The organism is Streptomyces sp. NPDC058469, from assembly GCF_042721125.1.
GTDB lineage: Bacteria > Actinomycetota > Actinomycetes > Streptomycetales > Streptomycetaceae > Streptomyces.
The window spans coordinates 45,364-67,690 of the sequence record NZ_JBHXME010000036.1; the positions used below are offsets into that span (position 1 = coordinate 45,364).

Consider the following 22,327-nt stretch of genomic DNA (forward strand, 5'->3'; position numbering starts at 1 on the left):
CAGGCACTTTCTGTTCGACGACCGGCCGCGGAACACGTACACTCCTAGCTCGTTGGCCTTCAACAGCCGCGCCCTACTGGGTGCACACCGAGCACTCGGGTGGATGCGGTACGTTGGGGGATGTCACAAAGGGTCGTAGCTCAATTGGTAGAGCACCGGTCTCCAAAACCGGCGGTTGGGGGTTCAAGTCCCTCCGGCCCTGCTACACACACCTTCGCCAGGATGTGTGCGCAGCGCATGTACGTACAGCAATGCACCGCCGTGCGGCTCAGTCCGGGCGCGGCACGGCCACGACCCGGGAACAGGTGAGGACGAATGGCGGACGCCGTGGGCTCCATCGACATGCCTGATGCCCAGGACGAGGTGTCGGAGTCCAAGAAGAAGGCCCGCAAGGGTGGCAAGCGCGCCAAGAAGGGCCCGCTGAAGCGCCTCGGCATCTTCTATCGCCAGATCGTCGCGGAGCTCCGCAAGGTCGTCTGGCCGACGCGCAACCAGCTGACGACGTACACGACGGTTGTCATCGTCTTCGTCGTCATCATGATCGGTCTCGTGACCGTGATTGACTATGGACTCAATCACGCCGCGAAGTACGTCTTCGGCTGAGGCCGGAAGCGAAGGGCGCCCTGACCGGCGCCCCTTTCGCGTGTTCCACCCCCATGTATCCAGGAAGAAGCAGCCACGTGTCTGACCCGAACCTGAACGAGGCCGTCGAGCCGGACGAGTCCGTGGAAGACGAACTCGACATCGTCGAGGGCGCGGACGAGGAGCTGGACGAGGTCGAGGCTGCGGACGCCGACGCGGGCGAGCCGGCCGAGGAAGCCGCCGTGCACGTCGAGGACGAGGACGAGGAAGCGACCGAGGACCTCGACGACGAGGCCGCGGCCGAGGACGACGAGGAAGAGGCCGAGCCGGCCGAGCCCGTCGACCCCGTCGTCGCCCTGCGCGAGGAACTGCGTCTCCTTCCAGGCGAGTGGTACGTCATCCACACGTACGCCGGTTACGAGAACCGCGTGAAGACGAACCTGGAGCAGCGCGCCGTCTCGCTGAACGTCGAGGACTTCATCTTCGCGGCCGAGGTGCCGCAGGAAGAGGTCGCGCAGATCAAGAACGGCGAGCGCAAGACGATCAAGCAGAACAAGCTCCCGGGCTACGTCCTGGTCCGCATGGACCTGACGAACGAGTCCTGGGGCGTCGTCCGCAACACCCCCGGCGTCACCGGCTTCGTGGGCAACGCCTACGACCCGTACCCGCTGACCCTGGACGAGATCGTCAAGATGCTCGCCCCGGAGGCCGAGGAGAAGGCCGCCCGCGAGGCGGCCGAGGCCGAGGGCAAGCCGGTTCCGCAGCGCAAGCTCGAGGTCCAGGTGCTGGACTTCGAGGTCGGCGACTCGGTCACCGTCACCGACGGCCCGTTCGCGACGCTGCAGGCGACCATCAACGAGATCAACGCCGACTCCAAGAAGGTCAAGGGTCTCGTCGAGATCTTCGGCCGCGAGACGCCGGTGGAGCTCTCCTTCGACCAGATCCAGAAGAACTAGTTCTTCCTGGAGTTACGTCTTCCGCGCAGGTCAGACGGGCTGTCAAAAGCCTCTCTGACCTGCGCGGTTTTTAGCCACGCAGGGATACCCGTTATCGTTGTGCGGTATGCCTCCATCCGGATTAACCGGACAGAGGCCGAACACTCTCACTAGGACCCGGAGAGAGCAATGCCTCCCAAGAAGAAGAAGGTCACGGGGCTCATCAAGCTCCAGATCAACGCCGGTGCGGCGAACCCGGCTCCGCCGGTCGGCCCCGCGCTGGGTCAGCACGGCGTCAACATCATGGAGTTCTGCAAGGCCTACAACGCGGCGACCGAGTCGCAGCGTGGCTGGGTGATCCCGGTGGAGATCACGGTCTACGAAGACCGCTCCTTCACCTTCGTCACCAAGACTCCGCCGGCCGCGAAGATGATCCTCAAGGCCGCTGGTGTCGAGAAGGGCTCGGGCGAGCCGCACAAGACCAAGGTCGCCAAGATCACCCAGGCGCAGGTCCGTGAGATCGCCACGACCAAGCTTCCCGACCTGAACGCCAACGACCTGGACGCCGCGTCGAAGATCATCGCCGGCACCGCCCGTTCCATGGGCATCACGGTCGAGGGCTGACCTTCACCTCGTAGGAAAGACCGTGGCAGGGCCTGCTCGGCCCACACCACGACTCCTCAGAACACACACAGGAGCAGTAGTGAGCAAGCGCAGCAAGTCTCTCCGCGCTGCGGACGCCAAGATCGACCGGGACAAGCTCTACGCCCCGCTCGAGGCCGTCCGTCTCGCCAAGGAGACCTCCACCTCCAAGTTCGACGGCACCGTCGAGGTCGCCTTCCGTCTGGGTGTCGACCCGCGCAAGGCGGACCAGATGGTCCGTGGCACCGTGAACCTCCCGCACGGCACCGGTAAGACCGCCCGGGTCCTGGTCTTCGCGACCGGTGACCGTGCCGAGGCAGCGACCGCCGCGGGCGCCGACATCGTCGGCTCCGACGAACTCATCGACGAGGTGGCGAAGGGCCGGCTGGACTTCGACGCCGTCGTCGCCACCCCGGACCTCATGGGCAAGGTCGGCCGTCTCGGCCGCGTGCTCGGTCCCCGTGGTCTGATGCCGAACCCCAAGACCGGCACCGTGACCCCGGACGTCGTCAAGGCCGTCAACGAGATCAAGGGCGGCAAGATCGAGTTCCGCGTCGACAAGCACTCGAACCTGCACTTCATCATCGGCAAGTCGTCCTTCGACGACACCCAGCTGGTGGAGAACTACGGCGCGGCCCTGGACGAGATCCTCCGTCTGAAGCCGTCCGCCGCCAAGGGTCGCTACATCAAGAAGGCCGCGATCAGCACGACGATCGGCCCCGGCATTCCGCTCGACCCGAACCGCACCCGCAACCTCCTCGTCGAGGAGGACCCGGCCTCCGTCTGAGCCCCGCGCTCACTCCGGTAGCCGCGTCAGGTACGCGTCATCTTTGGACGGGCCCCGCAACCTTCGGGTTGCGGGGCCCGTCCTTTTTCTCGTACGGGGTGTCAGTGCGCTGCGTTAGCGTTCTTGGCAGGCACAGCAATCGCATAGGGGTGGGGACGAATGAAGAGCACGACCGTGCGCCGGGTGGGCCTCTCGATCGCGGTGGCGACAGCGCTGGCCTCGGTGGCCGCCTGTGGTTCCCCGGGTTCCTCCGGGGGCTCCGGCAAGGACGACAAGGCCGCGGGCAAGGGCTCGACGCGGGTGAGCCCCATAGCGGCCCTGCGCAGCGCCGAGCAGTCCACCGACAAGGCGGACTCCGCCAAGGTCGAGTCCTCCACCGTCATGGGCTCCCTGATGTCCATGGACGCCAAGGGCGACCTCGGCTGGGGCGACGGCATCACCGGCGTCCTCACGATGACGTACACCGGCGGCACGATGGCCCAGACGATGCGCGCGGCCGGCAGCACGTCGATGGAGGCCCGCTATCTGCCGGACGCCTACTACGCGAAGATGGGCGAGAAGTTCGCCGAGCAGGCGGGCGGCAAGCACTGGCTGAAGTACGCGTACGACGACCTGGCCAAGCTCGGCGGCAGCTCCGGCGCGTACCTCAAGGACCAGATGCAGAACTCCACGCCGAACCAGTCGGTGAAGCTCCTGCTCGCCTCCGGGGACGTCCAGAAGGTCGGCACGGAGTCGGTGCGCGGCCAGCAGGCCACGCACTACGCGGGCACGGTGGACGTAGCCGACCTCGCCGCCAAGAACTCCAGCCTCACCGCCGGCCAGCTCGCCGGCCTGAAGAAGCAGCTCACCGCGGCCGGCGTCACCACGGAGCAGGTCGACATCTGGGTCAACGCCCAGGACCTGCTGGTCAAGAAGGTCGAGAAGGGTCAGATGTCGTCCGGCCAGTACACCCAGACCGCCTACTACAGCGACTACGGCGTGAAGGTCGACGCCACCGTGCCCCCGGCGAGCGACACCGAGGACTTCACGGCGCTGCTGAAGCAGCAGGGCCTGACGCCGGGCAGCGCCGGCACGGCGACGGGGTCCGGCACGAGTTCCTGAGCGGAGTCCGACTCCGGCCGGGCCCAACTCCGTTCAGGCCCAGAGGACTTCGCCGAGGCCCACGGGAATTCGGAAGACCCCCGCACCCACCCGAGGCTAAGCTCACGGCTCTTGCTGTGAATCGGCCATGTGTTCCATGTGTTCCTTGTGGCCGTCGTGTTCCCTGGGGGGAATCAATGGGGTCTTCCGTACGTCGTGCCACGCGCCGCAGAGCGATGGGTGCCGGGCTCGCCGCCCTGTTCGTCGCCGCCGGAGCCGTCGGCTGCTCGAAGTTCGCCGGGGACCGGTCGCCGGACATGGCGCCCGCGGCCGCCGTGGCCAAGGCGGCGAAGAAGACGGAGGACATCACGTCGCTCCGCTACCGGATGGCCGGCGAGATGCCGGGCGAGGGGACCATCGAGGGCGAGGCGGCGATGAGCACCAAGCCCCAGGCCCTGAGCATGAGGATGAGTTCGGCCAAGTCCGGTGACACGGTGGAGCTGCGCGTCGTAGGCAAGGCGCTCTACATGAACGGCGGCGCCGAGGCGGCGAAGGAGATGGGCGGCAAGAGCTGGCTGAAGCTCGACACGTCCGCCCTCGGCGGGGCGGCGAGCGACCTGAGCGCCAACTCCATGAGCGCGGCCGAGGCCGAGAAGAACCCGGCCTCCGAGGCCGCCTCCCTCACCGGCGCCAAGGACGTGAAGAAGGTCGGCACCGAGACCGTCGACGGGGTGCGGACCACCCACTACGCGGGCAAGGTCACCCTCGCCGACGTCAAGGCCGCCGCCGCCAAGGGCGACGACAAGGCCGCCAGGGAGCGGCGCGAGAAGAGCGTCGAGCAGTACGCGAAGATGGGCGTCGACGCGCTCACCATGGACATGTGGGTCGACGGTGACGACCACACCAAGCGGTTCCGGATGCGCGGCGAGGGCGACAAGGGCCCGCTCGACATGACGATCACCTTCCTCGACCTGAACCAGCCGGTGACGGTCACCACCCCGCCGGCGAAGGACACCACCGACCTCGCCCAGCTGATGAAGGACGCCCGGGGCTGAGCCGTACGGGCGGATTTGCTTGAATCCGTGACGCTCGCGTACGGTGGTCCAGAAGCCAAAGACCGCTGGTCGTTGCCGTGCTTGTCAAAGAGCGCGGTGACCGAAGGATCCGCTGAACAGCGGACGACCCGCGTAGGTGAACTGGATGTGTTCCCGGCGGATTTCATTGCCGGTCGAGCTACGCCCCGTGCGCCTGCGCCGGGGCGTTTCGTTTGTCCCAGCCCCTTCTGAGCGGTCCTCATCACCCGGAAGGAGGCCGACGCTCTATGGCAAGGCCCGACAAGGCTGCCGCGGTAGCCGAGCTCGCGGACCAGTTCCGCGACTCGAACGCCGCCGTGCTGACCGAGTACCGGGGTCTCACCGTGGCGCAGCTCAAGACGCTGCGTCGTTCGCTCGGTGAGAACGCCCAGTACGCCGTGGTGAAGAACACGCTGACCAAGATTGCGGCCAACGAGGCCGGGATCTCTACGCTCGACGACCTGTTCAACGGTCCGACGGCGGTCGCCTTCATCACCGGTGACCCGGTGGAGTCGGCGAAGGGTCTTCGTGACTTCGCCAAGGACAACCCGAACCTCGTCATCAAGGGCGGTGTCCTTGACGGCAAGGCGCTGTCCGCCGACGAGATCAAGAAGCTCGCGGACCTCGAGTCCCGCGAGGTTCTGCTCTCCAAGCTGGCGGGTGCCTTCAAGGGTAAGCAGACTCAGGCTGCTCAGCTCTTCCAGGCGCTCCCGTCGAAGCTCGTCCGTACCGTGGACGCGCTCCGTGCCAAGCAGGACGAGCAGGGCGGTGCCGAGTAATTCGGCTCGCGACATGACCGCCGCCTGAGGCTCCGCGCCCAAGGCAACGGTCGTAGCGGGCCGAACGTACGCCCGCCAGACATGTACATCCCGGCACCAGCCGAAAATTAGTGGAAGGAAGCCATCGTGGCTCTCACCCAGGACGAACTGCTCGCCGAGTTCGAGACGATGACCCTCATCCAGCTTTCCGAGTTCGTGAAGGCGTTCGAGGACAAGTTCGACGTCACCGCCGCCGCCGCGGTTGCCGCCGCCCCCGCCGGCCCGGCCGCTGCCGTCGAGGCCGAGGCCGAGCAGGACGAGTTCGACGTCATCCTCACGGGTGCCGGCGAGAAGAAGATCCAGGTCATCAAGGTCGTGCGTGAGCTGACCTCGCTGGGCCTGAAGGAGGCCAAGGACCTCGTGGACGGCGCCCCGAAGCCCGTCGTCGAGAAGGTCGCCAAGGACGCCGCCGAGAAGGCCGCCGAGTCCCTCAAGGCCGCCGGCGCCTCCGTCGAGGTCAAGTAACACCTTCGAGGCCCCCTCAGGGCCTCAGCGCGCCGTAGCGGCCCTCGCGGGGGCTGTAACGCGACCGCACCGAAGAGCGATCATCCATCCGGGTGGTCGCTCTTCGGCGTATCCGAGGGTCGGCGTGCGACTGCCTTGCGGGCAGGGGTGCTCGGAGTATGGTGATCTTCGTCGTGCCTTCGAGGACCCCTGGTGGCAGGCCGCAACGTGACGATGGCAGCAACCGGTTTGGGCAAGAGAGGCCTTGACGAACCGCACGCAGCGCGCAATTCTCAGGACGCGTCGTCACAACGATCCGGATCCGAGGCATGGATCGACGACGAAGAGGGCAGTATCAACGTGCATTGAGGGCGTGGGCTTGCGCAGGTGTCGAGAACAACGAGGGTCTCAAAAAACCCGCACTGGACATCAGTGTGCCTTGTGGCTACACTGACCCTTTGCGCTGCCTGTTAGCTGTCCCCTGCCCGTCACCAGGGGCATGCCCTCACTTGAGCATCGATGACCGGACTACCTCTGACCTGGCCTTTCCGGGCCGCTCAGGAAGTCCGTGTCCCGGTGCCCCTGCGAGGGGCCGGTACGCGCGTAGTGAGTCCGAGCCCTCGGAAGGACCCCCTCTTGGCCGCCTCGCGCACTGCCTCGACCGCGAATATGAACAACGGCGCCAGCACCGCCCCGCTGCGCATCTCCTTTGCAAAGATCAAGGAGCCCCTCGAGGTTCCGAACCTTCTTGCGCTGCAGACCGAGAGCTTTGACTGGCTGCTCGGCAACGCCGCGTGGAAGGCTCGTGTCGAGGCGGCTCTGGATTCAGGTCAGGACGTCCCCACCAAGTCCGGTCTGGAGGAGATCTTCGAGGAGATCTCCCCGATCGAGGACTTCTCCGGGTCGATGTCGCTGACGTTCCGCGACCACCGTTTCGAGCCTCCCAAGAACAGCATCGACGAGTGCAAGGAGCGCGACTTCACGTACTCCGCGCCGCTCTTCGTCACCGCCGAGTTCACCAACAACGAGACCGGCGAGATCAAGTCCCAGACGGTCTTCATGGGCGACTTCCCGCTCATGACCAACAAGGGCACCTTCGTCATCAACGGCACCGAGCGTGTCGTCGTGTCGCAGCTGGTCCGTTCGCCGGGTGTCTACTTCGACTCCTCCATCGACAAGACGTCCGACAAGGACATCTTCTCGACCAAGGTCATCCCGTCCCGGGGTGCCTGGCTGGAGATGGAGATCGACAAGCGCGACATGGTCGGTGTCCGCATCGACCGCAAGCGCAAGCAGTCCGTCACCGTCCTGCTCAAGGCTCTCGGTTGGACAACCGAGCAGATCCTGGAGCAGTTCGGCGAGTACGAGTCCATGCGCGCCACCCTGGAGAAGGACCACACCCAGGGCCAGGACGACGCGCTTCTCGACATCTACCGCAAGTTGCGTCCGGGCGAGCCCCCGACCCGCGAGGCCGCGCAGACGCTTCTTGAGAACCTCTACTTCAACCCGAAGCGCTACGACCTCGCCAAGGTCGGCCGCTACAAGGTCAACAAGAAGCTGGGCAGCGAAGCCCCGCTGGACGCCGGTGTGCTGACCGTCGAGGACATCATCTCGTCGATCAAGTACCTGGTGAAGCTGCACGCCGGTGAGACCGAGACCGTTGGTGACAACGGCGCCTCGATCGTCGTCGAGACCGACGACATCGACCACTTCGGCAACCGTCGTCTGCGCAACGTCGGCGAGCTCATCCAGAACCAGGTCCGTACGGGCCTGGCGCGTATGGAGCGAGTCGTCCGCGAGCGGATGACGACCCAGGACGTCGAGGCGATCACGCCGCAGACCCTGATCAACATCCGGCCGGTAGTCGCCTCCATCAAGGAGTTCTTCGGCACCAGCCAGCTGTCGCAGTTCATGGACCAGAACAACCCGCTGTCGGGTCTCACCCACAAGCGCCGTCTGTCGGCGCTTGGCCCGGGTGGTCTCTCCCGTGAGCGGGCCGGCTTCGAGGTCCGTGACGTGCACCCCTCGCACTACGGCCGCATGTGCCCGATCGAGACCCCTGAAGGCCCGAACATCGGCCTGATCGGCTCGCTCGCCTCCTACGGCCGGGTCAACGCGTTCGGCTTCGTCGAGACGCCGTACCGCCGGGTCACCGGTGGTGTCGTCACCGACGAGGTCGACTACCTGACGGCCGACGAAGAGGACCGGTTCGTCATCGCGCAGGCCAACGCGCCGCTCAGTGACGAGTTCCGGTTCGAGGAGTCCCGCGTCCTGGTCCGCCGTCGTGGCGGAGAGGTCGACTACGTCCCCGGTGACGACGTCGACTACATGGACGTCTCCCCGCGCCAGATGGTGTCCGTCGCGACCGCGATGATCCCCTTCCTGGAGCACGACGACGCCAACCGTGCCCTCATGGGCGCGAACATGATGCGTCAGGCCGTGCCGCTGATCAAGTCCGAGGCGCCGCTGGTCGGCACCGGCATGGAGTACCGCTGTGCGGTCGACGCCGGTGACGTCCTGAAGTCGGAGAAGGACGGTGTGGTCCAGGAGGTCTCCGCGGACTACATCACCACCGCCAACGACGACGGCACGTACACGACGTACCGCCTCGCGAAGTTCTCCCGCTCCAACCAGGGCACGTCCGTCAACCAGAAGGTTGTCGTGGACGAGGGTTCCCGGGTCATCGCCGGCCAGGTTCTGGCCGACGGTCCGGCGACCGAGAACGGCGAGATGGCGCTCGGCAAGAACCTGCTCGTGGCGTTCATGCCGTGGGAGGGTCACAACTACGAGGACGCGATCATCCTGTCGCAGCGCCTCGTACAGGACGACGTCCTCTCCTCGATCCACATCGAGGAGCACGAGGTCGACGCCCGTGACACCAAGCTCGGCCCCGAGGAGATCACCCGGGACATCCCGAACGTCTCCGAGGAGGTCCTCGCCGACCTCGACGAGCGCGGCATCATCCGTATCGGTGCCGAGGTCGTCGCCGGTGACATCCTCGTCGGCAAGGTCACGCCCAAGGGTGAGACCGAGCTGACCCCCGAGGAGCGCCTGCTCCGCGCGATCTTCGGTGAGAAGGCGCGCGAGGTGCGCGACACCTCGCTGAAGGTGCCGCACGGCGAGATCGGCAAGGTCATCGGCGTCCGCGTCTTCGACCGCGAGGAGGGCGACGAACTGCCGCCCGGCGTCAACCAGTTGGTCCGTGTGTATGTTGCGCAGAAGCGCAAGATCACCGACGGTGACAAGCTGGCCGGCCGCCACGGCAACAAGGGTGTTATCTCGAAGATCCTGCCCATCGAGGACATGCCGTTCCTCGAGGACGGAACTCCGGTCGACATCATCCTGAACCCGCTGGGTGTCCCGTCCCGAATGAACCCGGGACAGGTCCTGGAGATCCACCTCGGCTGGCTCGCCAGCCGCGGCTGGGACGTCTCCGGCTTCAGCGAGGACTGGGCGCGGCGCCTGCAGGTCATCGGCGCCGACCAGGTCGCCCCGGGTACCAACGTGGCGACCCCGGTCTTCGACGGTGCCCGCGAGGACGAGATCTCCGGTCTCTTCGAGGCCACGATCCCGAACCGCGACGGGGACCGGCTGGTCAAGGCCTCCGGCAAGGCCAACCTGTTCGACGGCCGCTCCGGCGAGCCGTTCCCGGAGCCGGTCTCGATCGGCTACATGTACATCCTGAAGCTGCACCACCTGGTCGACGACAAGCTTCACGCCCGTTCGACCGGTCCGTACTCGATGATCACCCAGCAGCCGCTGGGTGGTAAGGCGCAGTTCGGTGGTCAGCGCTTCGGCGAGATGGAGGTGTGGGCGCTTGAGGCTTATGGCGCCGCGTACGCACTCCAGGAACTGCTGACGATCAAGTCCGACGACGTCACCGGCCGCGTGAAGGTCTACGAGGCCATCGTCAAGGGCGAGAACATCCCCGAGCCCGGCATCCCCGAGTCCTTCAAGGTGCTCATCAAGGAGATGCAGTCGCTCTGCCTGAACGTGGAGGTGCTGTCCAGTGACGGTATGTCCATCGAGATGCGTGACACCGACGAGGATGTCTTCCGCGCAGCGGAGGAGCTCGGCATCGACCTGTCCCGGCGCGAGCCGAGCAGCGTCGAAGAGGTCTGACGGGAGTCCGGAGACCTGCGCCACGCAGGTCTCCGGCCCCAGGACCCCCGTATCAGACCCCAAGACTTACAACCCTGAGAGGGATTGACGCATAGTGCTCGACGTCAACTTCTTCGATGAGCTCCGGATCGGTCTGGCCACCGCTGACGACATCCGTCAGTGGAGCCACGGCGAGGTCAAGAAGCCTGAGACCATCAACTACCGCACGCTCAAGCCCGAGAAGGACGGACTCTTCTGCGAGAAGATCTTCGGTCCGACCCGGGACTGGGAGTGCTACTGCGGCAAGTACAAGCGCGTTCGCTTCAAGGGCATCATCTGTGAGCGCTGCGGCGTCGAGGTGACCCGCGCCAAGGTGCGTCGTGAGCGGATGGGCCACATCGAACTGGCCGCGCCCGTCACGCACATCTGGTACTTCAAGGGTGTCCCGTCACGTCTGGGCTACCTGCTCGACCTCGCCCCGAAGGACCTCGAGAAGGTCATCTACTTCGCGGCGTACATGATCACGTTCGTCGACGAAGAGCGCCGTACGCGTGACCTGCCCTCGCTTGAGGCGCACGTCTCCGTGGAGCGTCAGCAGGTCGAGAACCGTCGGGACTCCGACCTCGAAGCCCGCGCCAAGAAGCTCGAGACCGACCTGGCCGAGCTTGAGGCCGAGGGCGCCAAGGCCGACGTGCGCCGCAAGGTGCGCGAAGGTGCCGAGCGGGAGATGAAGCAGCTGCGCGACCGTGCGCAGCGCGAGATCGACCGCCTGGACGAGGTGTGGACCCGGTTCAAGAACCTCAAGGTCCAGGACCTGGAGGGCGACGAGCTCCTCTACCGCGAGCTGCGTGACCGCTTCGGCACGTACTTCGACGGTTCGATGGGTGCCGCGGCGCTGCAGAAGCGCCTGGAGTCCTTCGACCTGGACGAGGAGGCCGAGCGCCTCCGCGAGATCATCCGCACCGGCAAGGGCCAGAAGAAGACCCGTGCGCTGAAGCGGCTGAAGGTCGTGTCTGCCTTCCTGCAGACCTCCAACAGCCCCAAGGGCATGGTCCTCGACTGCGTCCCGGTCATCCCGCCGGACCTTCGCCCGATGGTGCAGCTGGACGGTGGCCGCTTCGCGACCTCCGACCTGAACGACCTGTACCGCCGTGTGATCAACCGCAACAACCGCCTGAAGCGACTCCTCGACCTCGGTGCTCCCGAGATCATCGTGAACAACGAGAAGCGCATGCTTCAGGAGGCCGTCGACGCGCTCTTCGACAACGGCCGTCGTGGTCGCCCGGTGACGGGCCCCGGCAACCGTCCGCTGAAGTCGCTGTCCGACATGCTCAAGGGCAAGCAGGGTCGCTTCCGTCAGAACCTGCTCGGCAAGCGTGTGGACTACTCCGCGCGTTCCGTGATCGTCGTCGGTCCGCAGCTGAAGCTGCACCAGTGCGGTCTGCCGAAGGCCATGGCGCTGGAGCTCTTCAAGCCGTTCGTGATGAAGCGCCTGGTCGACCTGAACCACGCGCAGAACATCAAGTCGGCGAAGCGGATGGTCGAGCGCGGCCGCACGGTCGTGTACGACGTCCTGGAAGAGGTCATCGCCGAGCACCCGGTTCTGCTGAACCGTGCGCCGACGCTGCACCGCCTCGGCATCCAGGCCTTCGAGCCGCAGCTGGTCGAGGGCAAGGCCATCCAGATCCACCCGCTCGTCTGCACCGCGTTCAACGCGGACTTCGACGGTGACCAGATGGCCGTCCACCTGCCGCTCTCCGCGGAGGCGCAGGCCGAGGCCCGCATCCTGATGCTGTCCTCGAACAACATCCTGAAGCCGGCTGACGGTCGTCCCGTCACCATGCCGACCCAGGACATGGTGCTGGGTCTGTTCTTCCTCACCACCGACGGTGAACTCCGCGACGTCAAGGGCGAGGGCCGCGCGTTCGGCTCCACGGCCGAGGCGACGATGGCGTTCGACGGCGGCGAGCTGGCGCTCCAGTCGGCCGTGGACATCCGCTTCCCGGTGGGCACCATCCCGCCGCGTGGCTGGGTGCCGCCGGTCCGCGAGGAGGGCGAGCCCGAGTGGCAGCAGGGTGACACCTTCCGCCTCCGTACAACCCTGGGCCGCGCGCTCTTCAACGAGCTGCTGCCCGAGGACTACCCGTTCGTCGACTACTCGGTGGGCAAGAAGCAGCTCTCCGAGATCGTCAACGACCTGGCCGAGCGCTACCCCAAGGTCATCGTGGCGGCGACGCTCGACAACCTGAAGGCGGCCGGCTTCTTCTGGGCGACCCGTTCCGGTGTCACCGTGGCCGTCTCCGACATCGTCGTTCCCGAGGCGAAGAAGGAGATCGTCAAGGGCTACGAGGCGCAGGACGAGAAGGTCCAGAAGCAGTACGAGCGCGGTCTGATCACCAAGGAAGAGCGCACGCAGGAGCTCATCGCGATCTGGACCAAGGCGACCAACGAGGTCGCCGAGGCGATGAACGCGAACTTCCCGAAGACCAACCCCATCTTCATGATGGTCGACTCGGGTGCCCGAGGAAACATGATGCAGATGCGTCAGATCGCGGGTATGCGCGGTCTGGTGTCGAACGCCAAGAACGAGACGATCCCGCGCCCGATCAAGGCCTCCTTCCGTGAGGGCCTGTCGGTGCTGGAGTACTTCATCTCGACCCACGGTGCTCGTAAGGGTCTGGCGGACACGGCTCTGCGTACCGCCGACTCGGGTTACCTCACCCGTCGTCTGGTCGACGTCTCCCAGGACGTCATCATCCGCGAGGAGGACTGCGGCACCGACCGCGGCCTCAAGCTGCACATCGCGGAGCGCGGCGCGGACGGTGTCCTGCGCAAGGCCGACAACGTCGAGACCAGCGTGTACGCCCGTGCGCTGGCCGAGGACATCACCGTCGACGGCAAGGTGCTGGCCCCGGCCAACACCGACCTCGGCGACGTCCTCATCGACGAGCTGGTCAAGCACGGCATCGAGACGGTCAAGACCCGCTCGGTCCTGACCTGCGAGTCCGCCGTCGGCACCTGTGCCATGTGCTACGGCCGCTCGCTGGCCACCGGCAAGCTGGTCGACATCGGTGAGGCGGTCGGCATCATCGCCGCCCAGTCCATCGGTGAGCCCGGTACCCAGCTGACGATGCGTACCTTCCACACCGGTGGTGTGGCCGGTGACGACATCACCCAGGGTCTGCCCCGTGTCGTCGAGCTCTTCGAGGCTCGTACGCCGAAGGGTGTCGCCCCGATCTCCGAGGCCCAGGGCCGCGTGCGGATCGAGGAGACCGAGAAGACCAAGAAGCTCGTCGTCACCCCGGACGACGGCAGCGAAGAGACGGCGTTCCCGATCTCGAAGCGTGCCCGTCTCCTGGTCAGCGAGGGTGAGCACGTCGAGGTGGGCCAGAAGCTCACCGTGGGTGCCACCAACCCGCACGACGTGCTGCGCATTCTGGGTCAGCGTGCCGTCCAGGTCCACCTGGTCGGCGAGGTCCAGAAGGTCTACAACTCGCAGGGTGTGTCGATCCACGACAAGCACATCGAGATCATCATCCGGCAGATGCTCCGCCGTGTGACGATCATCGAGTCCGGCGACGCCGAGCTGCTGCCCGGCGAGCTGGTCGAGCGCTCGCGCTTCGAGCAGGAGAACCGTCGTGTGGTCCAGGAGGGCGGTCACCCGGCCTCCGGTCGTCCGCAGCTCATGGGTATCACCAAGGCCTCGCTGGCCACGGAGTCCTGGCTGTCGGCGGCGTCCTTCCAGGAGACGACCAGGGTTCTGACGGACGCGGCGATCAACGCCAAGTCCGACTCCCTGATCGGCCTCAAGGAGAACGTCATCATCGGTAAGCTCATCCCGGCCGGTACGGGCCTGTCCCGCTACCGCAACATCCGGGTCGAGCCGACCGAGGAAGCCAAGGCCGCGATGTACTCGGCCGTCGGCTACGACGACATCGACTACTCGCCGTTCGGCACGGGCTCCGGCCAGGCCGTCCCGCTGGAGGACTACGACTACGGTCCGTACAACCAGTAGGCGAGCAGCCTGAGTTGAACTGAAGGGCGGTCACTCCCGTTTCGTACGGGGTGGCCGCCCTTCGGCGTTCCCGGGTGCTTCTCAGTGCGGTGTCAGTTCCCAGGCGGTGACCACCACCGTGGCGATGGCGGCCAGGGCGCCGATGCTGGCGAGCGGCCAGCGTGACCGTTCCAGGGCGTCCAACCGCTGTTCGTGGTCGGCGAGTTGGCGGTCGGTCTGGTCGCTGCGCTGGACCAGCAGCGCGAGCGAGCCGTCGACCCGGGCGAAGCCGGCCTCGACGGTCCCGCGCAGCCGTTCCAGTTCCACGGCGACGGCGATCGGGTCGGACAGGGAGGAGGGTTCGTTCACGTGTCCCCCCGTTCCGGATCGGCCTTGACCAGCTTCAGCAACGCGCCGTCCCCGGCCGCCGGCACGTCGGTGCGCAGCCAGGAAGGCAGCAGCGCCTGTACGGCGGGCAGGGCCATGACCCGGGTGACCCCGGCGGCGACGGCCAGTGCCGCGGCCACCCAGGGCAGGGTGTCCGGGACACCGGCGGCGTCGACGACCGTCGGCAGCAGGACACACAGGCCGACAGCGGTCTGGAGGACGGTACGGAGGGTGCGCTTGGCGGCCTCTGACATGGGTGGACCTTGCCTTTCCGAGGGGTTCAGGAGCTGTACGGGACCTTCAGCGCGATCCAGGAGGTGGCGCCGGGCCAGCCGTCGGCGGCAGTGCCCGTGTAGCCGAGCTTGCGCTGCCACTTGGCGTAGGAGGCCTTGTCGGCGGTCGTCCACTGGGGGCCGGGGCCCGAGGTGTACGCCGAGCAGCCGACGGCCACCAGTCGCTTGCCCATCGCGGTGACGATCGCCGACTTGGGGTTTTTCTTGAACCAGTCGGCGCCCGGGAAGGGCTGGTAGGTGGGCTTGGTGGGGGTCGTGGACGGGGGCGTGGTGGGCTTGGTGCCGAGGCGGGTGGCTACCCGGGTGCGGAAGTCGGCCATGGTGAAGCCGCGCGGGTCGATCTTGGTGTTCGTCCACTCCTTGTGGCCGATCACCGAGTGCGCGTTCCAGCTGTGTGCCCGGCACAGTGCGGCCGAGGCCCGGACCATCGCGTCCAGTTGGACGGCGGGCCAGGGGTCCTTGCCGTCGCCTAGGTTGACGCACTCGAAGCCGTAGAAGTGGACGTTGCCGTCCGTGTTGTTCTGGTTCGGGGCGGGGAGAGTGGCGCTCTGGGCGATCACGGCCTTCAGTACGTCGGCGTCGCCGCTGCCGGCGTGGTTGGCGCGGCCGTTGCCGACCAGGTGGACCGTGCCGTCCTTGGCGATGACTCCGTGGCAGAGGGGGCCGGGGAGTTCGGAGTGGCCGTTGTAGCAGAGGTTGACGGAGCTTGTGGTGCCGGAGGTGACGGTGTGGTGGATCACTACGCCGTTCACTGGGCCCCAACTTCCCTTGCTGTTGCGGTTGTTGGTGCGCCAGCCGGGGTGCTCTACGACTGTGATGCCCTCGGTGCGGAGGGCGGCGATCAGGGCGTCTGGGGAGAGGGGTGTGGCCATGGGGTGCCTTTCGGGAGGTGGGCCGGGGGGAAATGGGCATGAAAAAACCCGGGCCGGGGGTGGGGGCTCGGGTTGTGTGCGGGGTGCGGGTGCGTTGTGGCTGGTCGCGCAGTTCCCCGCGCCCCTTGGGGGGGTTGGGGTGGGGTGAGAGGGGTGGTCGCGGCCACGCGGTGGTAGCCGATGTTCGATACAGTCCCGTGCCCCTTGGGGGGTTGGGGTGGGGCGGGGTGAGAGGGGTGGTCGCGGCCACGCGGTGGTAGCCGCATGTTCGATACAGCCCCGTGCCCCTAAGGGCGTTGGGGTGGGGCGGGGTGAAGGGGCTAGGCGGCCTTCGTGGACGCGCTGTCGGCGGTTTCGCCGTCGCCGTCTCCGGAGCCGTCTCCGTCTCCGGAGCCGTCTCCGTCTCCGGAGCCGTCTCCGTCTCCCGAACCGTCGTCCGTGGGAGTCCACTTGGCGGCCAGGGCGGTGTAAGTGGCCGTGTTGTCAACGAAGTTGGCGAGGGCTGCGGCCACTACGCTCTGGATCGCGGTCTGGTCGGGGACGACCATGGCCGTGCCGATGGGCATGATCGTGGTGCGGGCGCTGCCTCGGATGGCGGCGCCGTTCGCGCCCGTCTCGGTGAACTGGGCGGCGACCGTCACGGGCGCGTAGGTGCCGCTGACCGAGTCGGGGGCGATGACGCTGTTGTAGCTGGAGTCGGAGACGTTGACGTAGATCGTGTGGCCGGCCTCGGTGATGGTGGCGCGGCCCGCGAAGTCGATGGCCAGGCCCCAGGGTTGGGTGGTGTCGATGTCCATGGGTGATGGTGTCCCTTCTCAGGTTTGGCGGCCGTACATCAGGATCGGGTTGGCGTAGACCGTGCCGGAGGCGCTGGTGACCTGGGCCTGGACCTCGACCTTGAGCTGGGTGCCGTAGACCGAGCCGAAGTCGGAGCTGATCAGGGCCTCGTAGATGAAGTCCGTGCCGGCGCTGACCGTGCTGCCCCACTGGGCGCCGTTGACGAGGACCTGGACGGAGCCGGTGGCGCCGGAGCTGGCGCGGGTGTTCATGACCAGGCGCATCTTCGGCTGCCAGGCGATGTTGTAGGACATCGCGATCGTTGTCATCGAGGTCGATGTCGTCTGCGGCCAGCGGGTCGTGCTCGTGTCCTGCGGTGGCAGCATGTTCAGCCAGGGGCGGGCCAGGCCGCCGGTGCTGATGTCGTCCGAGACGATCTCGCGCTCCGCCTTGTCGTAGAGGCGGAGTGGCTGGAGTGAGTCTGCTGTGCCGTCGCCGTTGTACATGCTCATCGCCAACTGGCCGGTCTGGCGCCGGAGTTCCATGCGGTACTCGTCGGTGCCCGGCCACTTGCCGACCTTGAAGACCGGGGAACCGGTGGGCGGGCCCACCTCCAGGGTGCCGCCCGACACTGTGTTGAGGGCGGGGCGGGTGTTCACCGCGGTGGAGAGCTGCTGGATGCGGCGTTCCATCTGGGTGAGCCGGTCGATGATGTCTTCGGGGAGCTGGGGCATCAGACCTCCTCCAGGTAGAGGTCGGCGGTGTCGGGGCGCCCGCGCTGGGCGGGGCTGACCTTGACGCCGATGATCCGGTAGCGGGTGTCGAGGCCTTCGGCGTACCACTCGTCGGTGATCCGGATGCGGACCGTGCGGCCGATCAGCGCGCCGGGGACCAGGTCGTCGAGGCGCACGCTGATCTCGGGGATCACCACCGCGCCGGTGGCCGCGGCCAGTTCGGTGCGGGCGAGGGCGGTCAGGGTGGCCGCGTCTGTGATGTCGTTGTGGTCCGAGGTCAGGTCGATGCGCGGGTAACCCGCTTGTCCGATCAGGGAGTTGGCGACCGCGACGGTTGAGCAGAGCGGCCGGGACTCGCTGGCCTGGTCGGAGTTGGTGGAGGCGCCTCGGGCGCGGTCGGTGGTGCCGCCGCGGGTGGCGTCGCGCGGGAAGGAGTACGACAGGATCGTGCCCGGCCGGTCCATCACCAGGTCGGTGGCCCCGGTGAGGATCTTCGGGCTGCCGAGGCGGAGGCGGCGTACGCGGGCTCCGGTCGTCGGGTCGGTGTAGACCGAGATGTAGTGCTCGAAGCCGTTCTCCAGCGCGGCCAGCGCGTCCAACGCGTCGAGATAGACCGTCTCGTCGCCGTCGCGGTAGCTCGCCGAGCGCGTCACCCCGGAGGTCTCGGTGCCGTAGGTGACGCCGATGTCGCCGCCGGGGAGCGCGGTCTGGAGGTCCGTCCACAAGGCCCTTGCTACGTCCAACTGGTCTCCGTTGAGGGCCAGTTGGTAGTTCGCGTCGTATTCGGGGGTCGTTGCCCGGATCAGGCGTCTTCCCGCGTACGACTCGAAGGTCGCCGCCTGGATGCCGAGGGTGAGCACGCCCTGGTCGTCGCTCTGCAGGGTGTTCGTCCAGACGATGCCGCCCCACCACAGGTCGCCGCCGCGCTGGAGGTAGACCGAGGTGCGGCCCTCCTCGATACGGCGGACCCGGGCGGCCATCGCCGTGTCGGGGACGGGGATGGTGCCCGACAGGGAGCCGGCCTTGCCGATGTAGTCGTCGACCGTGACGTCGCGCAGCGGCAGGATGTCGATGGTGTTGTCGGTGAGTAGATCGCAGAAGATCGCCCGGTAGGGCGTGTTGATGGTGGTCATACGGCTGTCAGCTCCTTGACCGGGTCGGGGGTCACAGCACGAAGCAGGCGGAGATCCGCACGTTGTTGCCGACCTGGATCACCCCGCTGGTCGACCAGGTGATCAGGTAGACCGAGCCGTCGGTGGTGATCCGGGCCGCTCCGTCGGCGTATCCGTCGCTCGCCGTCGCGTAGGTCTCGGTGGCCGGTCGCCAGCCGGAGGGCAGGGTGCCCAGCAGTTCGTCGCCGACGTTGCCGGGGTTGGTGGTGCCGGCGGCGGTGGCGGTGAGGCTGCTCGTCGTGCGGGTGAGGCCGAGGGTGAACGAGCAGACGCCGTGGGTGCGGCGGGCGTTGTAGGACTGCAGGGACCAGTTCCCGGACACGGTGGCCCCGGAGGTCGCGGTCTCCACGACGAGCGGCGGCTGGTAGTCGGCCCAGGCGGTGCCGTTCCAGCGCTGGAGCACTCCGTTCACGTCCCGGTACTGGCCGGGGTAGGAGCCGTTCGCGGTGTCGGTGGTGGCCGGGAGGATGCCGCCGAGGCCGACCGTCGCGGTGCGGACGCCGGTGAGGGCGGTGGACCAGGCGATGCCGCCGGTGCCCGCGCTCGTGTTCTTGGGCACGGCCACCTGGTACAGCGGGATGGCGAGGTCGGGGGTGGCCGGGATCGCCGGGGTGGCCGCGGGGGTGCCCGGGACGATCTCGACGACGGCCTCGGTGCGGCCCGAGCCGTCGTAGACGTCGTCGTAGATCCGCAGCACGAGCAGGTCGATGCGGCCGTACAGGGCGTCGCCGTCCGAGAAGGTCACGTTCTCGAACTCGGTCAGCGCGACCGGGTAGGCGCCCCGGGTGTCGGTGGACTGGACGATCGCGCGGCCGGGGCTGACGGTGCCGCTCATGGTGCCGGTGGCACCGGTCAGCGTGAAGCCGTTGATGCGGTACAGGCCGGTGGTCGACCCCGGCAGGATGCCGGAGCCGACCTGGACGGCCGAGACCGGGGTGAGGGCGCCGAGCGAGACGAGCCTGGTGTCCTCGCGGGACTGGCTGTCCGGGGACAGCCAGCCGGAGCGTGCGGCCATGGTCTAACTCCGATCAGAGTGCGGGGAGTTGAGGGGAGGTGGGGGCTCAGGTGAAGGGAGGCGGAGGCGGAGGCGAGGGGAGCTGAGGGGGTGTCAGGTGATCGGGTCGACGCGGAGATGGATGTTGTCGAACCAGCAGGTGACGGTCGACAACGTCGACCGGTGCATGGCGGTGACCGTGTAAGTGGAGCCCGCCGTCAGGGAGTTGAGCCGCAGCTGGGTCGAGACCGACTTGCTGACGGCACCCGACCCGGACGCGGCCCGCTCGTCGTCCGCCGCCCAGATCACCGTGGAACCCAGGGTGACCTGTGGGGACATGTACGCCGTCGTGGTCTCGCTGCCCACCGTGTACACCCGTGCGCCCACGCCGATGATCACCGAACCGGACGGCGGCGCCGTGAAGGTGAGCGTCAGCGTGGTGACGGTGGTGCCCGTGAGCGTGGCCGTGTACGTCGTCGACGTGGTCGAGCCGGCGTCCAGCGACTGCGCGAACGCCGGGCCCGGTACGGCGGGGAGCCATGAACTGCCGTTCCAGCGCTGGAGTTGGCCGGCGGAGGAGTCCCGGTACTGGCCGCTGTAGCCGCCGGTGGTCAGCGCACCCGCCGGGGCGATACCGCCGAGCCCCTTCGGATACGACACCCAGGCCGAGCCGCTCCACCGCTGGAGCGTGTCGGTGATGTCCCGGTAGTGGCCGGGGTAGCCGCCCGCCGCGGTGTCGTCGGAGCGGGTCGGCAGGATGCCGCCCAGTGGAACGGTGGTTGGGCGCAGGTCGGTGCTTGCGGTGGTCCAAGGGATACCGCCGCCGCCCGTACTGGTGTTGGCGGCCACCGCGACCGTGAACAGCAGCAGCGAGACGTCCGGGACCGCGGGCGCGACCGGGACGGCGGCCGGGGTGCCGGGCACGATCTCGACGGCGGCCTCGCCGCGGCCGGAGCCGTCGAACTCGTCGTCGTAGATCCGCAGCACGACCAGGTCGATGCGGCCGTACTGGGCGTCGCCGTCGGGGAAGGTGAGCGGGACCGGTTCGGTGACGGCCACCGGGTAGGCGCCGCGGGCGATCGAGGACTGGACGACGGCCCGGCCTACGCCGACCGTGCCGCTCATGGTGCCGGTCGTGCCGGCCAGCCAGAGCCCGGTCACGCGGTAGACCCCGCCCTCGGAGCCCGGCAGGACACCGGAGCGGCCCTTGATGTCGGTGACCGGGGTGAGCGCGCCGATCTGGGTGGTGCGGGTGTCGGCGCGGGTCTGGCCGTCCGGGGACAGCCACGAGGAACTGACGGTCATGACGCGGACTCGTACGTGCCGTGGATCGACAGCACGTCACCGGTGGCCCAGGTGAAGGGCAGCGCCTTGGCCCAGATGCCGGAGCCGCTCGCGAGGCTGTCGCGCAGCGAGCGGACGTAGCCGATGCCGCTGGTCACCGCGAGCAGGCCGCTGCCCTGGTAGAGCGTCCCGGGTGACGTGGAGTCCCAGGCCTCCGCGTTCAGTACCCGTCCGTCCAGCTTCCACGCGGTGCCGACCGGTGCGAACGGCAGCCGGAACGTCCAGTTGGCGGCGGCGGCCTGGGCGGTCAGGTTGGTCGTCGACCCGATCTTCAGATAGATCCGGACGTGTACGACCGTCCCCAACTTCGCGTACGACCCCGCCAGCGTGCCGTTGCCGATCGCGGGCGCGGTGCCGGTCTCGACGCCCCACACCGGCGTGTAGTCCGTCCAGGTCGGCGCCTGCTGGTAGTTCACCCACGTCGTGCCGTTCCAGCGTTGCAGCACCCCGGCGGAGGTGTCGCGGTACTGGCCGGTGTAGCTCGCGGTGGTGACCGCGCCGGCCGGGGCGATGCCGCCCAGCGCGCTCGGGTACGACACCCAGGCCGAGCCGTCCCAGCGCTGGAGCGCGCCGCCGGAGTCGCGGAACTGGCCCGGGTAGGCGCCGTTGCCGGTCTCGCCGTACGCCGGGAGGATGCCGCCGACCGCGACGACGGGTGTGCGCAGGTCGGTGACGTCGGTGCTCCAGGTGATGCCGCCCTTGCCGGCGCTGATGCCTGCGGCCACCTTGACCTGGTAGAGCGCGAGGCCGATGCCGGGGATCAAGGGGGCGACGGGGGTGGCGGCCGGGGTGCCCTTGACGATCTCCAGGGCGGCCTTCGTCTGCCCGGAGTTGTCGTAGAGGGAGTCGTAGATCCTGAGGACTACGAGGTCGACGCGGGGGTTGGTCGCGTCGCCGTCGGTGAAGGTGAGGCCGGTCGGTTCGGGGAGCGTGACCGGGTAGGCGCCCCGGGTGGCGCCGGCCGCGACGACGGCGCGGCCCTCGTGGACGGTCGCCGTCATCGCCCCCGAGGCGCCCTCCATCCAGAAGCCGGACATCCGGTAGAGGCCGTCGTACGACCCCGGGAGGATGCCGGAGCGGACTTCCAGGGGGTTGGCCGGGGTGGTCGCGCCGAGTTGGGTCAGCCGGGTGTCCTCGCGGGTCTGACCGGTCTCGGCCACCCATGAGCTGCGCAGGGGCATGTGCGGGTCTCCTCTGGTGGGCTGGGCTGGGCTGGGGTGGATGGGGGTTGGGTGTCGGGTTCGGCTTCACCATGCAGACCCTCTGGTGGGTCGCCGCGGTACTGCTGGTCGTCTGGA

The 22,327-nt window shown here is 67.7% G+C and carries 19 protein-coding genes and 1 tRNA gene; 11 read left to right on the plus strand and 9 right to left on the minus strand.

Annotated elements, in window-relative coordinates; all coding sequences use genetic code 11:
* Positions 1-129 precede the first annotated feature (129 nt).
* The 11 genes from ACFWP5_RS18205 to ACFWP5_RS18255 all read left to right on the plus strand — a co-directional run bounded on the left by ACFWP5_RS18205 (position 130) and on the right by ACFWP5_RS18255 (position 14,477).
* Positions 130-202, plus strand: a tRNA-Trp gene (locus tag ACFWP5_RS18205).
* Positions 203-315: 113 nt separating this feature from the next.
* The gene (secE, locus tag ACFWP5_RS18210) at positions 316-603 is read left to right on the plus strand and encodes a preprotein translocase subunit SecE (protein ID WP_019055477.1); all 288 of its coding nucleotides are present in this window, start codon (positions 316-318) and stop codon (positions 601-603) included.
* A gap of 77 nt (positions 604-680) precedes the next feature.
* On the plus strand, positions 681-1,538 hold the full coding sequence (nusG, locus tag ACFWP5_RS18215) for a transcription termination/antitermination protein NusG (protein WP_384156887.1): 858 nt from the start codon (positions 681-683) through the stop codon (positions 1,536-1,538).
* A gap of 168 nt (positions 1,539-1,706) precedes the next feature.
* On the plus strand, positions 1,707-2,141 hold the full coding sequence (gene rplK, locus ACFWP5_RS18220; protein WP_019072313.1) for a 50S ribosomal protein L11: 435 nt from the start codon (positions 1,707-1,709) through the stop codon (positions 2,139-2,141).
* A gap of 79 nt (positions 2,142-2,220) precedes the next feature.
* On the plus strand, positions 2,221-2,946 hold the full coding sequence (gene rplA / locus ACFWP5_RS18225) for a 50S ribosomal protein L1 (protein ID WP_384156891.1): 726 nt from the start codon (positions 2,221-2,223) through the stop codon (positions 2,944-2,946).
* A gap of 159 nt (positions 2,947-3,105) precedes the next feature.
* Positions 3,106-4,047 carry a hypothetical protein gene (locus ACFWP5_RS18230; protein WP_384156894.1) on the plus strand — a complete coding sequence of 314 codons (942 nt, stop codon included), beginning with the start codon at positions 3,106-3,108 and terminating at the stop codon, positions 4,045-4,047.
* Positions 4,048-4,223: 176 nt separating this feature from the next.
* Complete coding sequence (locus tag ACFWP5_RS18235; protein ID WP_384156897.1) at positions 4,224-5,081, plus strand: DUF1396 domain-containing protein; 858 nt, start codon at positions 4,224-4,226, stop codon at positions 5,079-5,081.
* A 266-nt stretch (positions 5,082-5,347) separates the two neighbouring features.
* The gene (gene rplJ, locus ACFWP5_RS18240) at positions 5,348-5,878 is read left to right on the plus strand and encodes a 50S ribosomal protein L10 (protein ID WP_384156900.1); all 531 of its coding nucleotides are present in this window, start codon (positions 5,348-5,350) and stop codon (positions 5,876-5,878) included.
* A 123-nt stretch (positions 5,879-6,001) separates the two neighbouring features.
* A complete protein-coding gene (rplL, locus tag ACFWP5_RS18245; protein WP_384156939.1) occupies positions 6,002-6,382 on the plus strand; it encodes a 50S ribosomal protein L7/L12 in 381 nt (126 codons plus the stop codon).
* 615 nt (positions 6,383-6,997) lie between these two features.
* Positions 6,998-10,483: a DNA-directed RNA polymerase subunit beta gene (rpoB, locus tag ACFWP5_RS18250; RefSeq protein ID WP_384156903.1), complete on the plus strand. Its 3,486-nt coding sequence runs from the start codon at positions 6,998-7,000 to the stop codon at positions 10,481-10,483.
* 94 nt (positions 10,484-10,577) lie between these two features.
* Positions 10,578-14,477, plus strand: a complete 3,900-nt coding sequence (locus ACFWP5_RS18255; RefSeq protein ID WP_384156906.1) for a DNA-directed RNA polymerase subunit beta' — start codon at positions 10,578-10,580, stop codon at positions 14,475-14,477.
* Between the two features lie 81 nt (positions 14,478-14,558).
* Here ACFWP5_RS18255 and ACFWP5_RS18260 read toward each other — a convergent pair whose 3' ends face one another.
* From ACFWP5_RS18260 to ACFWP5_RS18300, 9 genes are all read right to left on the minus strand, one after another.
* Positions 14,559-14,825 carry a hypothetical protein gene (locus tag ACFWP5_RS18260; RefSeq protein WP_266769420.1) on the minus strand — a complete coding sequence of 89 codons (267 nt, stop codon included), beginning with the start codon at positions 14,823-14,825 and terminating at the stop codon, positions 14,559-14,561.
* The gene (locus ACFWP5_RS18265) at positions 14,822-15,097 is read right to left on the minus strand and encodes a hypothetical protein (protein ID WP_384156909.1); all 276 of its coding nucleotides are present in this window, start codon (positions 15,095-15,097) and stop codon (positions 14,822-14,824) included. Before ACFWP5_RS18265 ends, ACFWP5_RS18260 begins: the two co-directional genes overlap by 4 nt.
* A 26-nt stretch (positions 15,098-15,123) precedes the next feature.
* Positions 15,124-16,008: a peptidoglycan-binding protein gene (locus tag ACFWP5_RS18270; RefSeq protein WP_384156912.1), complete on the minus strand. Its 885-nt coding sequence runs from the start codon at positions 16,006-16,008 to the stop codon at positions 15,124-15,126.
* Between the two features lie 320 nt (positions 16,009-16,328).
* On the minus strand, positions 16,329-16,805 hold the full coding sequence (locus tag ACFWP5_RS18275; protein WP_384156915.1) for an ATP-binding protein: 477 nt from the start codon (positions 16,803-16,805) through the stop codon (positions 16,329-16,331).
* A gap of 18 nt (positions 16,806-16,823) precedes the next feature.
* A complete protein-coding gene (locus ACFWP5_RS18280) occupies positions 16,824-17,519 on the minus strand; it encodes a hypothetical protein (protein WP_384156918.1) in 696 nt (231 codons plus the stop codon).
* On the minus strand, positions 17,519-18,652 hold the full coding sequence (locus ACFWP5_RS18285) for a hypothetical protein (protein WP_384156921.1): 1,134 nt from the start codon (positions 18,650-18,652) through the stop codon (positions 17,519-17,521). Before ACFWP5_RS18285 ends, ACFWP5_RS18280 begins: the two co-directional genes overlap by 1 nt.
* Positions 18,653-18,683: 31 nt before the next feature.
* Positions 18,684-19,706, minus strand: coding sequence for a hypothetical protein (locus ACFWP5_RS18290; RefSeq protein WP_384156924.1), 1,023 nt, complete (start codon positions 19,704-19,706; stop codon positions 18,684-18,686).
* 93 nt (positions 19,707-19,799) lie between these two features.
* Complete coding sequence (locus ACFWP5_RS18295) at positions 19,800-20,990, minus strand: hypothetical protein (RefSeq protein ID WP_384156927.1); 1,191 nt, start codon at positions 20,988-20,990, stop codon at positions 19,800-19,802.
* Complete coding sequence (locus ACFWP5_RS18300; protein WP_384156930.1) at positions 20,987-22,210, minus strand: hypothetical protein; 1,224 nt, start codon at positions 22,208-22,210, stop codon at positions 20,987-20,989. Before ACFWP5_RS18300 ends, ACFWP5_RS18295 begins: the two co-directional genes overlap by 4 nt.
* Between the last annotated feature and the right edge of the window lie 117 nt (positions 22,211-22,327).

Bases quoted from the DNA above. Each gene is read 5' to 3' on its own strand.
- secE (WP_019055477.1), top strand. From the start codon at position 316: ATGGCGGACGCCGTGGGCTCCATCGACATGCCTGATGCCCAGGACGAG.
- rplK (WP_019072313.1), top strand. From the start codon at position 1,707: ATGCCTCCCAAGAAGAAGAAGGTCACGGGGCTCATCAAGCTCCAGATC.
- ACFWP5_RS18230 (WP_384156894.1), top strand. From the start codon at position 3,106: ATGAAGAGCACGACCGTGCGCCGGGTGGGCCTCTCGATCGCGGTGGCG.
- ACFWP5_RS18235 (WP_384156897.1), top strand. From the start codon at position 4,224: ATGGGGTCTTCCGTACGTCGTGCCACGCGCCGCAGAGCGATGGGTGCC.
- rplJ (WP_384156900.1), top strand. From the start codon at position 5,348: ATGGCAAGGCCCGACAAGGCTGCCGCGGTAGCCGAGCTCGCGGACCAG.
- ACFWP5_RS18265 (WP_384156909.1), bottom strand. From the start codon at position 15,097: ATGTCAGAGGCCGCCAAGCGCACCCTCCGTACCGTCCTCCAGACCGCT.
- ACFWP5_RS18270 (WP_384156912.1), bottom strand. From the start codon at position 16,008: ATGGCCACACCCCTCTCCCCAGACGCCCTGATCGCCGCCCTCCGCACC.
- ACFWP5_RS18275 (WP_384156915.1), bottom strand. From the start codon at position 16,805: ATGGACATCGACACCACCCAACCCTGGGGCCTGGCCATCGACTTCGCG.
- ACFWP5_RS18280 (WP_384156918.1), bottom strand. From the start codon at position 17,519: ATGCCCCAGCTCCCCGAAGACATCATCGACCGGCTCACCCAGATGGAA.
- ACFWP5_RS18285 (WP_384156921.1), bottom strand. From the start codon at position 18,652: ATGACCACCATCAACACGCCCTACCGGGCGATCTTCTGCGATCTACTC.
- ACFWP5_RS18290 (WP_384156924.1), bottom strand. From the start codon at position 19,706: ATGGCCGCACGCTCCGGCTGGCTGTCCCCGGACAGCCAGTCCCGCGAG.
- ACFWP5_RS18295 (WP_384156927.1), bottom strand. From the start codon at position 20,990: ATGACCGTCAGTTCCTCGTGGCTGTCCCCGGACGGCCAGACCCGCGCC.
- ACFWP5_RS18300 (WP_384156930.1), bottom strand. From the start codon at position 22,210: ATGCCCCTGCGCAGCTCATGGGTGGCCGAGACCGGTCAGACCCGCGAG.